Raw genomic sequence first — 17912 nt, 5'->3', positions numbered from 1 at the left:
TGCGCGCCCACGACCCGCGGGCGTTCCAGGACTCCGCCTACCGGCGGGGCGGCATGACGGTGACGATCACCAGGCAGGAAGCCGAAGACCTGGGCTGGTGGAAGCCCGGGGACGTGCCGGTGCACGACGACGACGTGCACGACCTCGACCTGCTGCGCCCGCTGTCGGTGCCCGATCGCCGCATCGCGCTCGCCGAGTTCGGGCTGGTGCTGGCGGACCTCGAAATCTTCCGCGAGCAGGGCCTCCAGCAGCTGCGCCACAAGGAACTGGTCGCGTTCCAGGGCTACCTGACCGAGCACCACCTCTCCGCGCGCGGCGCGCGGCGGTTCGGCGGCCTCGGGCAGCTGGGGCAGGACGGGCTGGGCTTCCGGCAGAAGCTCGCCATCCTGAAGGACCCGGAGCGCTACGGGATGCGTGCGCTCGTCGCCAGCTGGCAGCAGGGCCTGACCCCGGGACGCCACTCGGTGCCGGACCTGCTGGCCGGCATCCATGAGCTCACCGGCGAGGCGGAACACCTGCCCCGCAACACGCCACAGGGGACGGAGGGCCAGAACCGCCCGCAGCACACCCCGACAGACACTTTGCGGTTCACGGAGATCTTCGAACCGGAGTCGCCGGCTTTCCAACCGATACGAAACGTCAAGCCTTCCGAAGAAGAGGAGAGCTTGAAGCGCTGGAAGGAGTTCGCGAAATCCAAGAACGGGCTGCTGGGTGGTGCGCCTGGCCGCGTGGACTCGCAGAATTCCAGCCTCCACCTGGACGGTGATCGGGCCGAGACCTCCCTCGATGGTGCCGCCTGGGAGCAGCGCACCGAGTCGCAGCGGGACACCAAGCGGCCGCCGGAGTGGCGTTTCGCCGATGTGCGTGGGCAGGTAGCCCTTCGGCTGGGGCGCACTGAGGCCGAGCTGGAGCCCTACACCCAGGGTTTGGACGTCCAGGCAGCGGTGAACGAGCTGGTGAAGTCCGGCGTCCACCCGGAGACCGCGTGGGCAGACCAGATCCGGGCCCGGATTTCCGCAGAACTCGCCGGCCTCGATACCGCCACGCAGCCCACCGGTGCGGCGCAGCCGGATCTGCACCAGCACGACGAGAAAACCCTCGATGCCGTCCAGGAATTGCTCGAAGAACCTGGGTTGCAGCAGGTTCCGCGATTGAGCCGGTCTGAACTGGAATCGTTCGTGACCTACCTGAAGAGCCACCATCTGACGGTGGACGGGGTGCGGGCCGCGGAGCGCTACGGCCGCTTCGGTCATCTGGCGAACAGCGACCTGAGCTCGTGGCAAGCGGTCAAGTTCCTCGGGCACTCCCGTGGGAACCGGCTGCGGTCGCTGGTCGCGAGCTGGTGGCTCGGCGTCGAGCCTGGCCGGTTCGGATCCACCAGCCTCGATCTCATGGTGCGCTTCGCGATGAACCCCGAGCTGGACCGGGCGGGGCGCGCGCGGCTGGTGAACGAGATGGCCGGTGTGCTCCGCGCCAACCCGAACGCGCATTACGTCCTGCCGCTGGCGACCAAGTGGGGCATGTGGCCGACCGAGCTGCTCGACTTCACGCAGAAGCTCGAGGTGAGCCCGCACACCCTCGACAGCTACCCGAAGCTGCGGCTGTCCTGGCTCAGCAAGGTGACGGGGGTCGCCAAGCCCGGCGAGCTCGCCGCGCGCACCGTCCGGGAATGGCTGGATCTGACCGGCTTCCGGCCGACTGACCTGCGCTTGTTGAGCCACTTGCCGATGGTCGGGCCCGGTGAGTTGGCGAGCTTCCAGGCGTACTACCAGACCAACCCCAGGCCAACGGGTGGGGCGTCTCGGGCCGCGCGCGACTGGTGGCAGCAGCTGGCCGATGGCGGCTCCCGGCAGCGGAATTGGGCGGAGCAGACGTTCCCGCAGCTAGCCGGGGACACGCGACTCCTCCATGACCGCAACGTCGCCCGCCTGCGCCGGCTTGTCGACTCCGGGCTGGATGCCGGATTGCTCGAGCAGTTGACCGGTGCCATCGGCCGGGTGCCCGACGAGCTTCCGTTGGTGGCGAAGCGGGGTGGATGGGATCCCGCGGCGCTGCTGTGGGCAGCCGCGGAACTCCGTGTCGAGCCGCTTCACCTGGCCGCGTACTTGACCGTCGAAGCGCTGGATCCCGGCTTGGGGCTGGAGAACCGGTCTCAATGGCTCGACCAGGTGCGGAACTGGATGGCCGAAGGCGGATTGACCAGCCCGGCGGCATGGGAGGCGTACGCGGACCGGGCCCGCATCACCCGGCCCCGATCGCAGCAGGATGCGGACTTCCAGGCCCCGGTACCGGCGTATGCCGCGAACAACCCGCCGTACGAGGAACCGACCGATGCGCCGCCCGCCTATAGTCCGCCGGACGAGACCCAGGTCGAGGACGAGGAATCGGACCACAGCCAGGCCGACGACACATCTGAGCAGAGTGAAGACGACTACTCGCAGCTGACCGATGAAGACGACGGGAGCGTCTCGCCCGGCCAGCAGGAGAGCGATCAACTTTCGACGTCCGACGAGGACGACCGGAACACCTCGCCCGGCAATGACAACCAGGGGGCGAATACTCCGCAGAACGCTGACGCCTCCGAGCAGGTCGAAGACATCGGAGACTCCGAAGATCACGGCCAGCCCGTGGGGCGGGCTCCGCAGCACGACGTGCCCGAGCCGCCGCGTGGTTTCGTGGAGGTCCAGGAGCAGGTTTCGCAGCGGCTCGGGTTGCCCGTCGGCATACTGGCGAAACTGGCCGCAGATCCGGAAGGAATCTTGTCCGACAAGGTGGCCGGCCTCCTCCGGGTGGCGAAGAACCTAGGGAGGGATATCGACCCCGTCGAGGTGTGGGCCAAGCAACTTCGTTTCGCCCACGAGGAGTTGTCCGGCGAGCCGGTCAAGCAGCCCTTCGGCGGCGAGAAGATGAAGCTGCTGCATGCCGACGACATCGAGAACGGCTTTGTGCTGACCGATCCGGGCCGGGTGGTGTACCGGTGGCTCAACGATGACGACCTGCAGGCGCACTTCGGTCCCGATGCCACGCCTTTGACCCCGAAGGAGCAGGGCTTCCGCGCGGTGGACCGGAACGCCGGCAGCACGCTCAAAGACCACGTCTTCAGCAAGGGCCGTAAGCAGTTCGTGTCGACGACGACCGACCCGGACTTCGCATACCTGGGGCGCAAGTACCGCTACACCATTAGTTCGAGCCAGCCTGGCATCGATGTCGTGAAGACGTTCCGCGCGCACAACATCCAGGCGATGACCTTCCGCCCCGAGCGTGAGGTCGCGTTCGTCGGCGAGATCCCGGCCGGCGACATCATGGAGATCCTCGACAACACCACGGGTGAGGTCCTGTGGCGGCGCACGGAGCAGCCGCAGACCGAAGAGTCCGCAACGCCGGGCAAGACCGGCGGAGACGAGGACACCCAGCCGGCCGAGCACTCGCACGACGACGCCGGGCTTTCCGTCGACAAGGAAGGCTCCGCTGACAAGGCAGGCAAGAACAAGGGCGACCAGCAGGACGACGCGGAGCAGCCGCATCTTCCGGCTGCCGGGCAACAGTCCCAGCCGGAAGCGCGGCTGGAGCACACCATCGGCGAAGACGGCCTTTACTACCTGCGCAACGCTGACACCGGCGATGTGATCGCCTCCGGCGGCGTCGAGGACAGGGTCGAGGACGCGGCTGACGAGCTGTACCGGGCGGTCCTGGGCGAGGCCAAGAAATCCGGGACGAATTTCCGCCCGCTCATGCTGGACTGGATCCGCGGCGACTTCCTGAACGCTTATAAAAAGGCCTACGGAGACGGAAATCGGGACAAGATGGCGCAGGTCGTGAAGGACCTGCTGCCGGAAATCAAGAAGCATTTGCTCCCAAGCAGCGGTGGGCTGCCGGGTGGCGCGCGTTTCGAGCCGGGCTCGCCGAACTCCGGCCTCGACCTGGGCGGCCACCCCGCGGAGTCCTCCAGCGCCGGCGCGGCCCGGGAACAGCGGCTCGCCGACGCGGACCTCGACCTGCTCGTCTCCGTCAACGACGGGGACGAGCAGGCCGGCGCCCGCGCGAAGGTGCTCGCCGACTTCGGACTCCGGCCCGCAGACCTGGAGATCTTCCGCGACCGACTGAGGCTGCTTGGCCGGGAAGAGCGGCTGGGCTTGAGCGACCTCGAATCCTTCCGGTCGTACCTGGGCGAGCACGGCCTGACCGTGGCCGGGGCGCGTGCCGGTGAGCGCTTGGGCCGCTGGGGACACCTGCTGCGCGGCGGGCCGGGCTTGTTCGACGGGCTCGAAATCCTCCTCCGCCCCCGAGGCCACCGCCTGCGGTCGCTGATCGCGAGCTGGCTGCTGAACACGCCCGGGGTACCGGTCGCGCCGGGCCAGTTCCGGTCGGTCCACCTGGAGCAGATGCTGCGGGACGGTTTCGACGTCAGCCAGCTGGTCAACCGGGATGCGCCGCGCAGTCTCAGCCTCGGCGGGGGCAACTGGATCACACCCACGCCGTCCGGACAGCAGGACTCGCCGGTCCAGAACGCTCCGAAGAACGCGGTTGCGAACCAGAACACCACCGGGGAGGAGCAGGGCACCGGCAACGCGAACCATGGCCTGGTCGGCGCCATGGAGGCGGCCCTCAACCCCGGCGCAGAACCGTCCATAGTGGATCATAGTGCCGTTTCGGCGGCCGACGGTGGCGACCAGCAGGAGCCGACGCCCGCGCCGGAGGAGAACGCGACCGGCACGTACCGGCCAGAGCTGGCCGAGGTCGAGACCGGCGACGTCGACTTCTCGGCGCTGCCCGACTACGGCACCGACGGACCCAAGATCCGGTTGCTGCGGGAGCACGGTCTAGACGCCGAGCACCAGTCCTGGTTCACCGGCCTCGCGCCCCTGGACGGCGCCGCGCTGGCGCGGTTCACCGAGTACCTCGCCGACGCCGGCCGCACACCGCAGGACCTCGCCTCCGCCGGGACGGACTCGGCGCGCGAGCTCGTCGCACGCTGGCTACTGGGCCTCGGCCCCGATGCCGAGATCTCCTCGCAGCAGGCGATCGGTTTCGCGGCGCTGGCCCACTCGCTGGAGCTCGATGCCGAGGACCGGCTGCCCCTGGGCCGCTACGCGACTTCCCACGACCACGCGGACATCGCGCAGGCGGTGTCGGCCGTCGCAGAGCAGCTCGACGCGTCGCAGCAGGCCGTGCTGCAGGTCGCCACCCGCGCCGGCGTCCACCCGAGCCTGCTGGTGACGGCGCGGATCGGCTCGATCCTGTCGCCGGAGACCGGCGCAGGCGACGAGCGGTCGCCGCGACTGCGCCTGGCCGACGCGGTGGACGGGACGCTCATCGCGAAGGGCCTGCACAGCAGCCTGCACGACCAGCTGGCGGCCCCGTGGTTCCGCGCCGAAGACGCGCTGCAGGTGATGCGCGCGGTCGGGGTCGCCCCGGATTCCCGGGGGATGCGCCACCTCCTGCGCTGGTTCAACGATCTCGGCCGCATCCCGACCGGCCTGGCCGAGGCCGCGGCGACCGCGCAGATGGCACCGGCCGCGCTCGCGAGGGCGGCCCAGGACCTGATGATCGGCCCGCACGAGGCCCTGCTCGTCGTGCCTGCGCTGCGGCAGGGGCAGAACATCCAGCAGATCACCCTGGAACTGTTCAACGCCGGGCTGCCGAGGTACGCGATCGAACCGGGCGAGTTCGAAGGGCAGTTCAGGCAGTTCGCCTCGATGCTGGAACGTCACGGCATCGAGTTCCTGGACTACCCGGCCTTCGCGGCCTTCGCCGGGGAGCATGGCGCGCAGGGCACCCTGCTCGCGCTGGCGGACGGCCGGCTGGCCGACCTGGTGCAGCAGTGGCGGCAGGATTCCTCGCCCGACCAGGCACCGGAAACCGAACAGTCCAATGAGGACAACGGAGTCGGCGAGCCGGACCCGGCGGCGACGCCGACCGAGCCGGAGCAGCCCTTGGCGAGCACGTTCCCGGCCTACTCGGAGAACGACCCGCAGCACGGCGCGCTGCCGTCCTACTCGACCGAACACGACACCGGGTCCGACGACCCACCGGCGTACTCGACCGAGTACGGGACGGCCGAGGACGGAACTCCGGAGGCGCTCGCGGCGAGGGACACCGCCGCGCAGGAGCTGGGACTGATCAGCCCCGAACTCCTGCGGCCGTTCTTCCCGGCACTGGACGCGATGGCCGGAGACGCCGACCAGGTCGCGACGTTCGTGGCCCAGCTCCGGGACATCGCGGTGCTGCTGGGCCAGACCTCCAAGGTGGACCGGAACTGGCTGTTCAACATGGTCGACCACATCGCCCAAGGCGAAGCGGACGGCGCACGCCGCGACCCGCTGTCGGTGCTCAACACCATGTGGTTCATCCAGGGCGCGGGCATCAACGGGTTCGCGGACTTCCGGTCCCAGCCGCTCGGCGACGGCCTGCTGGCCTGGGACGAACTCGTCGCCGCCCACGGCTGGCGGCCCTTCGACGGCCAGGCCCACGCGCTCCTGGACCAGATGACCGGCCAGCAGTACGACTCGACGCGCGAGACCCTCGGCAACGACGCGTTCGTGCGGCTGGCGCAGCTCGCGGCAGACCTCGGGCTCCCGGCGGGAGACCCGGTGCTGCGGTCGTACTCGGCGCAGCTGCTCCACCGGGTGCCCACCGAGCTGCGCGACATCGCGGCGCGGAACGGCATCCCGCCGCAGGAGGCCGGATTCCTGCTCGGGGTCGCCCGCGCACTCCGGGTGCAGCCCGCCGTGCTCGACGCGTTCGGCGCCGAACTGCGCGAAATGCACAGCCTGGCGGGCCACCGAAACCCTGCCGCGGCGGCGGACGTCCTGCTGACCCGCGACGCGGACTGGCTGCGGGGCTTCACCGCCAGACTGCGCGACCAGAGCGTCGAACTGCCCGGCCTGGACGGCGTCGGCCGAGTGGGCACCCCGCGCGGCTGGGGCGCCACCCTGCGGAACGGCCTGGCCGCAGTGATCAACGCCGCCCGCTACGGCGTCCGGCCCCAGGAGTTGGCCGACTTCGGCCGGTACCTGGAGGCGCGCGGTCGTTCCCTCGACGGCGCCGATCCGCGTCACGTCGAGGCGTGGCGGGCCCGCCAGCTGAACGTGACTCCCGACCGGCTCACGCTGGTCCAGCGGACCGTCCCGGGCTTCGACGCCGGAGGCCTGGTCGACCTCGCGGACCGGCACGGGCTCGGGCCGGAATCCCGCCGACTGCTGCTGGAATGCCAGGTGGCGAACCGGATTCCGCTGCCCGAGCTGGCCGCCGGACTCCAGGGACGGGAGGACATCCCCGACACCCTGCGCGACTGGTACGAAAGCGGCCTCGACGAGCTCGGCGAGCTCCGCGCGAAGGCGGTCGAGGCGGACGCGAACCCCTACGAGCTGCTGACCCTGGCCGACCACCTCAGGCTGGGCGGCGACGCGCTGCCCGGGCTGCTGGACCTGCACGTCTTCGCCGGTCCGCTGCTGTCCGAGCTCCACTCGCAGTCCAGGCCGGCGGCGACCGAGCAGCTGGCGCGGCTCCAGCAGTGGATGCAGGAGTGGCACCAGCCGACGGCCGCGAACCGCATCCAGGGCGGCACCGGAGACCTGGACCGGGCGTTCTTCCAGGCGCACGCGCACCCGACGCGGTTCGAGGCGTATGCGCGATCCACGAGGGTGGACCACCCCGATGCGACCGACGGGGAGGTCACCGAGCTGGTCGCGGCCGCGATGTACGCCGACGGCCTGATCGAGGACGTCGTCCCGGACTTCTGGGCGCGGCACCGCGGCGGCGACCCGGCGGCCCTGGTCGTGGCGGCGGTGGTCGACGCCGGTATCCGGCGCTCCCCGCAGTACAACGGCCCGGTTCTCGACATGCGGGTCCCGGTGAGGCTGGACGCGTCGCCGGAGCCGGACGACGTGCTGGTGCTGAGCGAGCCGCTGACGCGGTGGGTCGCTCCCGGCATCGCGGACGAGAACCTGATCGAGGCGACGATCCGGCCGCACTCCGCCGGCTGGCTGCACTTCCACGAGACCGGCCTGATCGGGTACCCGGTGGCGCCGACGGGCAGCGCCTTCCGCGTGACGAGCGTCGAGCCGATCGTGCTGGAGGAAGTCGCGGTCTCCGGCGACGACACGTCCAGCGTCTCCTCGGACAGCACCTACCAGCAGGACAGCACTGAGGAGTCGGGCGACGGCGGCCTCCACTCGGCGACCTCTGGCGAGGAACTCGCGGCGCAGCAGGACGAAACCGGCAACGAGGACCCGGCCGACGAGTCCGCGTCGGCCGGCTCGCTGGTCGACCAGTTCATGGCGGCGCTGAACCGGCCGTCGGACGACGGGGAGGCGACCCAGACCCACGTCGATTCGACGCCCGCCACGCAGTCGGAAGCGCTGCAAGACTCCACAGTGGACGACAACGCCGGGGCGACTGAGGAGACCTCGGGCGGCTGGCAGGGCGGGCTGAGCCGCGCCGACAACGGCGAGCCGCTCGACGTCGGGATCCTGCTGTCCGGCAACGGGCACACCCTGCTGATCGACGTCCTGGGCGCCGCGCACCTGGTGACCGCGCAGACGCCCCGCCCCGGCGGCATCACCAGGCTGTCCTTCGCCGCGGACGAGCACGTGGACATCGACGCCACCGGTCGTGTCCACGCGTTCCAGGTGACCGCGATCCACCTGGAACACATTCCGGCGCCGGAGAACATCTCGCCGAGCCAGGTCTCGGAGCGCTGGGGCGCGCCGAGCGTCGCCGACGACGGCACGGTCACGCAGCTGTCCGCGGACGGGCGCTGGCGCCGCACGGCCGGCGGGGAGCAGGGCCGGATCACGATCGACCTGGTCGAAGAGGGGAATCACGGCGAGCAGATGACCGGGCGGCTGCACCGGCCGTCCCAGTTCCGCACCGAGTTCGGGCAGGTCCAGGACTCGGCCCTGCTGGCGGAGTACAAGTTCTACCGGAACGATCTGACCGACTGGTTCGGCGGCACCGAGACGGCCCTCCTGACGACCCACGTCGGCAGCCACCACCCGGTCGCGCCAGCCGCGAGTCCGCAGCCGCCCGGCGACGCCGCGAACCAGGGACACACCGACCGGATCTTCCCGCCGCCGATGTGGCGGACGGACGGCCAAGTCCTGTACCGGGTGGACGGGCGCAGCCCGGAGCAGTACTTCCCGGGCGGCTTCCGCTCGCAGAACCCGGAGAACTGGTTGCCCGCCGACGGTCTCGACAGCGGACCCGACAACCTGGTGGAGGGGCGGAACCAGGACCTCGCCCAGTACGTGAACAACAACTACAAGTCGATGTACGTCTCGACCTCGCGCGCGGCGGACTTCTCCCAGTACACCACGCACTGGCAGACCGAGATCGTGACGCCGCACGGCGGGATCGACGTCAACGCCACGCTGGGCCTGGCGACGAACAAGGCGCACGAGCTGGAGATCGCGTTCTTGGAGGTCGGCGGCGAACACCTGCGTTCCGCCCGGTTCCAGGGCCTGCCGGACCTGCACGTGGTGAACCCCAACTACCGGGGCGCGGCTGGCGACTCGATGCCGGACCAAAGCCTGACCAGCATGATCACGCTGACCAACCTCCTGGGGCGGCGCGGCGCCTGGTCGGGGGAGATGCTGGCGGAGGGCACCACGCCGGACCCGGCCACCGAGGACGCGTTGGTCGAGGCCATCCGCGACGCCGTTCAGGACCTGGACGAGCAGGTCGCGTTCGAGCTCGGCATCTCGCCGGAGCGCCTCCGGGAACTGCGCGCCGGTGGCGGTTTCGACGAGGGGCTGTTGCTCGACCTGGTCCGGGCGTTCGCGGCGGACGACTCGATCAACGCCGCCGACCTCATCGCGCTGAACCAGCTCGCCGGCGCCCTGCACCAGTACCTGGAGATCGGTGGCTTCAACGACCGCGTCGCCCTCTACACCCGGCTGAGCGGTGACCTGGCCGCGCTGCGGGAGCAGCTGGTGGAGGACATCGCCTGGGCGAACGAGTGGCACGACACCGCGCTTGCCGAAGCGCGCGTCACGGACGCCTTCGAGCCGCAGAATCTGGATGCCGCCAACTACCAGCGGATGTGGACGGGCTCCGAAGAGCTCGAAGACGCCTTCTACAACGCTTATGACGCGGTTGCCGACTTCGGCAGCGGCGGCCCGCTGGACGCCGCGCTGGTCGCGGCGAACCACGCCGCCTCGGGCCAGATCCACGAGGCATACCCGGCTTTCACCGGCGATCTCCAGCGGCAGCGGACGCGGGCGATGCTCGTCGAGGCGTTGGTGAACCAGGGCGTGCGCGAGTTCCCGCCGTTCCACGGCAATGAGGTGCACGGTGAAATCCGCTGGGAGGGCTGGCTGGGCGACCTGCGGCCCGGCGGCGAGCTCCGGCTGCCGACCGCCGCCTTCGGCTCGGCCACCCCCGGCGAGGGCACCGCGAAGGTCGTGTTCCGGTCCCCGGACGGGACGAACCTGCAGTCGGCTCATTCGTTGCTGGACGGACGAGTCGGGATCCCGGCGGGCACCACCTTCCAGGTGGTGTCGGTCAGCGACGAGCAGGTGGTCCTGCAGGGAGTCGGCGTGGAACCGACGACCCCGGACGACGCCGCGAACACGTCGGCGGAAGAGGGAGCCGCGCGGCAGGCGGAGCAGTCCCAGGCTGATGCTTCCCAGCAATGGCTGGAGCAGCAGGGCCTGCAGATCCTGGCAGATCAGGAGTGGTTCGACGCTTCCCGCGATGTGCGGCCGCTGCAGGACCTGCTCGAGTTGGGGCTCCACCCGGGCATGCTCGTCGATTTCGCCCTGCGATTCGGCTGGATCCCCACCGAGGTTCCGCAGGTCGCGAATGATTTCCACCTCGATCCGGGTGCTCTGCTCCATGCCTCCCTGGTCCTCAACGCGCGGCCGGGCGACCTGGCGATGCTGTTCTCGGCGGAGCTGCGCCGCCGCATGGACGACGACTGGGTGAATCGGATGCTCGGCGGGCTCGACAGGCTCGGCCTGCGCGAGCCGAGGGCGTTCGAGGGTGCGGTGAACTACACCCGGGGCCTGGGGCTGCGGCTGGACAGCATGGGCCAGCACCTCCTGCTCAGCGACCTCTCGCGCGGCCTGGGCAATGCCTTCGGCGGCCTCACCGGCGAGTTGACCCGGATCTTCTTCCACGAGTTCCAGGCGGTCCAGGCCGGCCAGGGAGCCGTCGAAAGCGCGCTGCGGAATTTCGCGGCGTTCGCGACCACCGGCCACTTCGAGGGCCACGTGACCGGCGAACTGCAAGAACTGGTCGATGGGCTCGGAACCCGGAGCGAACAGGACGGCTGGCAGCCGATTCCGCCGGAGGACCTGCTGCGCGCAGCACGGTTGTGGCCTGGGAACTTTTCCTCCGCATCGCCCGAGAACACCACGTCGCAGGATGCCGCGACCGCCACGCAAACCGGGGAGCAAGGCGGACCGCCGCAGGGATCCACAGTGGATTCTGTTGCCGTTCTCGACGAATCGTCCCCGATGAGCGATGACGCGTCGTCGGCCGGCACGCGGCAGCCGGAACCCACCGGTACCCAGGAGGTGGCCGAGTCCTCGGCCGCCGCAGCGGCGCGCGCCGGGGAGGACCTGGCGTCCGCGGTGGCGCACACCCCCGTGTGGGGGGAGCGCACCGAGTTCCGGCACGAGAACTCGACGGACCCGGTCGGCCACTTCCGGCTCGACCCCACCGGCGACCGCGTGCTGCTGGTCGACCGCCTCGGCGCGGCCCACCTCGGGACGTGGAGCCGAGATGAGGGCGGCCGCCTACAGCTCGAATTCCGCCACCAGCGCGATGCCGGTTCCGGGTACGGCAAGATCATCCGTTTCGACGAGGCCACCGGGAACGTCGTGCAGGAAGACGTCCTCGCGGAACCGGACGACCTCCCCGGCGAGGACGCCATCCAGCTGACGCAGAAGAAGGCCCGCTACGTCAAGCTGACCCAGATCCCCGAGCACGCCGAGGTCGAGCGGTGGGGAGCCCCGGAGACACGCGGTGACCAGGTCGTCCAGGTCAGTTCGGACGGGCTGTGGCGGCGAACCGCCGACCTCGGCGGTCATGTCGAACTCACCCCGATCGGCGGCGAAGACCGGCTGGCGGTCCATGCGAAGCTGCTCGACGGGAGTTACCACTGGTACCTGTCGAAGGAGCCCGGGGCGAACGCCTTCGCCACGACCCGGATCGGTGAATGGCACGCGGTCGTGCCGAACCGGCTCAGCCGGTACGCCCCAGCCGGTGACCCCCTCGCGGCCGCCCTCGACCGGTCGGTGCCGTTGCGGGACGCGGTTCCCGCGCAGCTGGTCTACCTGCAGGGGCCGCTCTACGTGTACCGCGCGGACATGCGGCCGCCGAGCGAGATCCGGTCGGCCGGCGGATTCTGGCCGAAGAGCGGGGAGAACGCGAACCTCCTGTCCTACGTCGCCGACAACAAGGCGTCGATCTACGTCAGCACGTCGTTGCGGTCCAACATCAGCATGTCCGGCAAGGGCTGGCGGTACCGCATCTTCGTGCCCGGCGGGATCTGGGTGAACGGCACGCTCGGGCCGAGCGCGGCGAAGCCGCACGAACTCGAGGTCGCGCTCCCCGGTGGGGTCGGCTACGAGAACGTCCACGGCTTCGAGTACCTGGGCAAGAACGCGGCGGAGTTCGAGGCGGGCGTTCGGGACGTCGTGCCGGCACCGCTGCCGGCATTCGTCGAGGGCGCCAAGCAGCAGGCGTTCCTGCACAGCCCGGGGTTCGCGCCGCTGAGCGCCGCGGCTTTGTGGGAGCGGCGGTTCCAGGAGCAGCTGGCGTGGCTGGCTAAGGGCAAGTGGAACCCCTATGCGGTTCCGTCCGGTGAGGTGCTGGCGATCGCCCTGGCGACGGGCGTTCAGCCTGCGCTGAACATCAGCACCGAGGGCGAGGCGGGCCGGCGGCACCGGCAGGAGGAGCAGCGGTTCCGCGAACACCTGGCGATGATCCAGCACGTGCTGCAGCAGGAAGGCGAGCATGGCGCGAAGGCGTTCGCCCGCGGCTTGGCGGAGTTCTCCGGTTTCTATTCGCGGCGCGGCCGCCTGTTCGGCGGGCTCCCGAACCGGGCGCAGGATTCGCAGCGATTGGACAACGCCGGGACGTCGAACCAGACGGGCAGATCGCTGGGCGCTTCGATCCTCGACGGGATGCGGTACTGGCGACGCTTCCGGGGCTTGTCCCCGGAGGGCCGGCAAAGCGTGCTGGACAACCCCGATGAGCGGGCAGATCTGGCTCGCCGACTTCACCGGCGGAAGGTGAAGGGGAAGGACACCTACCAGGAGATCGTGACGTCGACCGGTCTTTCCGAGGACCAGATCAGGACGTTGATCAAAGAGGCTTCGAGTCCGCAGGAAAGGGCCAAGCGAGACAGCCATGGGAACCTGGTCGGCGGTGCGTCGTGGTACTGGGGGTTGATGCGGGATCTGTCGCCGGTGCAGCGGCGGGAATTGCTGGCCGACCCGGATCGGAGGGCCGAGCTGGTCCGGCGATGCCAGAGACGGCACATCTCGTACGCGGAGATCTCGAGGCTCAGCGGGTTCTCCGAGGCCGACATCAGACAGGTGGTGGCCGAGGAGCGGACACGCGATGCGCAGCGTGCCGGAGGGCAGTCGCCGACGAGCCAGAACACCGGTCAGCAAGGACAGGCCAGCGCTGGTGCCGCCAAGCGGAGCGCCACCGATCACGAATCCGGCGAGTCCGCGAAGCGGTTCCGGGAGCTCGGTGCCGGGGCGTTCTCGCCGCTGACGGATCGCGTGGACGATCTCGGCGGGGACGGCTCCGGCGACTGGATCGCGCAGCTGGACCTGGTGGACGTCGATCTGCCCGGTGCCGAGTCGTCGGCCGCCGCGGCGAGCGGCGATGCGTCCGAGGATCGACCTGCCGATGACCACCAGATCGAGGAGATCGATCCCGAAGAGTTCTTCGCCGCCTGGGCGGATCAGGCCGATGCTGGTGGGTTGGACGGCGACGGCATCGGTGACCTGGTCGCCGGGCCGGTGCAGCAGCACGTCGTCGCGTCGGAGAACGTTCCGGCCAACGACAACGCGATCTACATCCCGGCGGATCCCGACGACAACGCCCGCCTGCTCGGCGGGGCCAGGCCGGAGTCGAACGTGCACGGCCCGGGCGAGTCCTCGTCGGCGCAGGACTCCGGGAAGAAGCGGCCGACGCCCTCCGGCCGGGATGCCGATCCGGAATCGCGCCAGGACGGCGGGCCTTCGGTGGAGAAGCGGCCGTCGCAGCGGGAGAAGGATGCTGCGGCCGTGGTGAAGTCGCTGGTGCGACTGGAGGTCCGGGCGTTGATCGCCGAAGTCAAGGCCGATGGTGGGAGTCCTTCCGTGGACGAGTCCCGGCTGCAGGCGTTCCGCGAGCGCCTCGCGGGCGCTCTGGTCGACTCCGACACCAAGGGATTCGCGCGAATCATCAAGGAGCTGCGCCTGGATCTGCGCGGGCTCGACACGAGGGCCGCGGTCGACCAGCGGTCCGGCTGGGAAGCGCGGTTCGACGCGCTGGAGGAATGGGCGACCAACGGCAAGTGGAATCCCGATGCGCTGCCGTCCGACGAGGTGCGGGGGATCGCCGGCCGGGCAGGCGTGCACCGGCTCAGCCTCGACGTGACCGAGGCGGACCGGCTCCTGGAACGGCGGCACCTGGCGATGATCGCCAAGGTGCTGCGCGAGGACGGCCCGACGGCGGCCCTGGCGTTCGCCCGCGGCTTGGCGGAGCACTTCGCCGACTTCTACCCGCCGCGCGGCCGCCTGCTCGGCCGGGGACGGGACTCGTCCGACGTGCCGCAGCCGTCCCAGGCAGACCAGGCATCGACCAGCGCCAGGCCCTTCGGCGAGGGCGGAACCAAGCGACCGGCGTCCGACGAGCAGGACGCCCCGCCCGCGAAGCAGGCGCGGACGACTCACGATGCGGCGTTCTCGCCGTTGAACGAGTCGGCGAGCGAGATCGATGGCAGTCCTGTCGATCTGCTGGCGGATCTGGACTTCGTGGACGTTGACCTGTCCGGTTCCCACCAGGAGACGGCCGGAACTCCGGCAGGCCGGAAACCCCTGCCGGGGCGGGGCACGCCGGAGCGCCTCGCGGAGCTGCAGCGGTGGCGGCAGTTGTTCCAGCAGGGTCATACCTATGTGGCCATCGCAAGGGCATCCGCGTACGAAGTCTCGAAAGACACGGTGGCCCGAGACGTTCAGTTCTACATGGATTCCGGATCCGGGACGATGGCCAGGCCGGACGGCTCGTCGGGCACCGAGCAGCCTGGCCCGCCGCCGCGCGAGAACGGCGGCACCGCGTCGGTGGCTCGGATGATCGCGGTCCAGGCCGGGCTCCACATCTTGACCGGCGGGGCGTTCGAGGACTACGTCCAGATGGTCGGCCGGGTCTACGAGAGCGACGGCGATCAGGCCGCCCGGGACTTCGCCGCCGGCCTGCGGGAATTCGCCGACGGTTCCGGATTCCCGGTGGACCTCATCTTCGAAGGTGTCGAACCGGGGACCCGTCAGCTCGCGGACAACCCGGACGCCCGTGGTGGAGGCGGGGACCGTTCGTCGTCGGCGGTGGACAAGCAGGCCCGGGGCGAGCGGTTGTCGAAGTGGCGGATGTTCTTCGGCAAGCGGGGCGAGAACGACATCACGGGCACGTACCTGGGCAAGCAGGTGTCGTTCTCCTCGGCCCACGTCGAGTTCACCCCGCTGACGCGGACCGGCGCGGACGGCACGGAGACGATCGGCGTCACCTTCAAGACCAAGCCCGGTGAGGTGGCGGAAAGCCTCGGGTGGGCCGAGAACGGCGGTGTCGGCAAGCTGATCGGCCGCCCCCTGCCGGACGGCGTCAGGCCCTTCGTGGTCGAGATGCGCGGCAAGGGGAAGAAGTTCCAGGTCAAGCTGGCCAACGGCATGACGGTGCAGGTCGACCGCGTGAACTTCGGGAAGCTCGTGGAGCAGTCGGAGCTGTTCCGCAAGGCCCGCGAGGGGAAGGCCCCGGGCTCGATGCTGCTGCTGGGCAGGAGCGCGGAGAAGTCGGGCGAGCGCGGCGGCTCGATGTTCCACAAGACCTGGTTGTTCGGCAAGGAACTCGACGGCGGCTTGCACCCGTTCGACGTGGGCGAGGTCCGGATCAGCAGGCTGACCGGTGCCGACGGGAACACCATCGGCGTCTCGCTCATGACCGACCGCCAGGGCGACGAGTACTTCCCCGACAAGGAGAACACGTTCTACCAGCAGTGGGCCAAGGAGCAGAACCACGGCCTGACCCGGCTGCTGCCGGACCTGACGCCGAAGCCCACACCGTGGGTGCAGGACGGGATGAAGGCCTTCTTCATCGTCACGCACGGCAAGCCGGAAGCGTTCGCGGTCCACCTGCCGTCCCCGGACGGGAAGTGGAACGACCAGAGGCTCCGGGTCGACGGAACGACGCTCGCCGTCGTGCTCGAGAAGTACGGCGTGTTCCAGGATGCCTTGTCCGAAGGGGCGGAAGCGTTCGGGCTCTTCAGCTGTTCGGCCGGGAATCTCGACGGGCCGGACGGTGCCGCGTGGCAGCTCCAGCGGGCCGGCGCGAGCTTCACCGGCCGCGACGTCCCGATGTACGCCCCGACCGAGAAGATCGTTACCAGCGCGCAGAGCAGCGGCGCTTCCAGCAGCGTCGTCGACGGTGGCAAGTGGCGCCGGTTCGACGGCCACGGTGATGTCGTGCAGCGCGATGGGAATGGCCAGGCCACGGGCCGCGAGCAGGAGGAACAAGACCCGCCGCGCGAGCCGCTGGCCAGCGTGAGCCGGAGCCTGTCCGATGACATCTGGGGCGCCCTGTCCGGCCAGGAACCGCCGCAGTCCAGTGCCACGGTGGAGCGTCAGGCGCAGGACGATTCCGACGACGAGGGCGAAGATCTCGATCAGGCTCCCGCTGGCGCCAGCGGAGCTCAGGCGATGGGTGACGTGGACTCGATCCTGGGTGACCCGAACTCGATCCTGCGTGACGTCGCGGACGCCCAGGCGGACGGCACGTTCTGGCAGGATGCAGGGATACTGCCGGATGGCCGGCTGCACCGCTTCACCTTCGACGGGTCGCTGGCGGAGCTGATCCACCGCGACGGCACGTACCAGACGCTCAACGCGGCCACCGGCGAGATCCTTTCGAGTGGCCGGCACGACGCGCAGCTGACCGACCATTCGTTCTCGCACGCGCACGGCATCTTCACCGCGGACGGCAGGCCATTGGTTCCCGCGCAGGTCCGGGTGACGCGGCTCGTCGGGGCGAACGGCGAGGACATCGGGGTCACGTTCATGAGCGGTGAGCAGGCGATCGCCGGCGACCTGGACTGGGCACGCGCGGGATCGGCCCGGGACATCGCGGTCGTGCTGAACGAGGATCTGCCGCACATCGAAACCGCTGTGCAGACGACCAACTTCGCCCAGTACGAGGCGCCCTGGGTTCACGACGGTCTTCAGCGGGAGTCCTACCAGATCACCGTTCACGCCAACGCGAATGAGTTCGAGGTCAACGTGATGGTGGCTGGTCAGGACGACCGGGGCGAGGACATCGACGGGCGCAATTTCGCGCTGCTCGTCGCGAGCCTCCGCCCGTTCCGGGAAGCGGCGTCGACGGCGACTTCGTTCCAGCTGATGGCGTGCTTGGCCGGCGAGCTCAACGAGCCGGGCGGTAGTGCGTACGACTTCCAGCAGGCGCTGGCAGCCATGTCCCTCCACCAGCCCGTGTTCGCCACCAATGAGAGCGTGCAGCTCGACACCAATCAGGGCGAGCTGATCGGCTACCGCCCGGACGGAACCGAGGTGCGCGGACCGGCCCTCGCGCTCAACATGCTGGATCCCGGGGGCGTGTGGCGGAGGTTCCCGGGCGGCGAAACGGTCGCCGGCGACGCGGACGAGCATGGCCGGGACGGCGACGATGAAATGGACGAGCGGTAG

1 protein-coding gene (only partly in view) is annotated in these 17912 nt (G+C 69.9%); it reads left to right on the top strand.

Going from position 1 to position 17912, the window contains the following annotated elements; all coding sequences use genetic code 11:
• On the top strand, window positions 1–17912 hold the 3' portion of the coding sequence (locus E1288_RS33875; RefSeq protein WP_132492570.1) for a scabin-related ADP-ribosyltransferase. The gene continues 17194 nt to the left of window position 1, outside the view; only the last 17912 of its 35106 coding nucleotides appear in the window; the start codon falls outside the window, past its left edge; its stop codon occupies window positions 17910–17912.

Origin of the sequence: Saccharopolyspora elongata, assembly GCF_004348985.1 — a bacterium.
Classification (GTDB): Bacteria; Actinomycetota; Actinomycetes; order Mycobacteriales; family Pseudonocardiaceae; genus Saccharopolyspora; species Saccharopolyspora elongata.
Note: the sequence above shows the minus strand (reverse complement) of the source record. Positions and strands in the feature narration are given on the sequence as shown.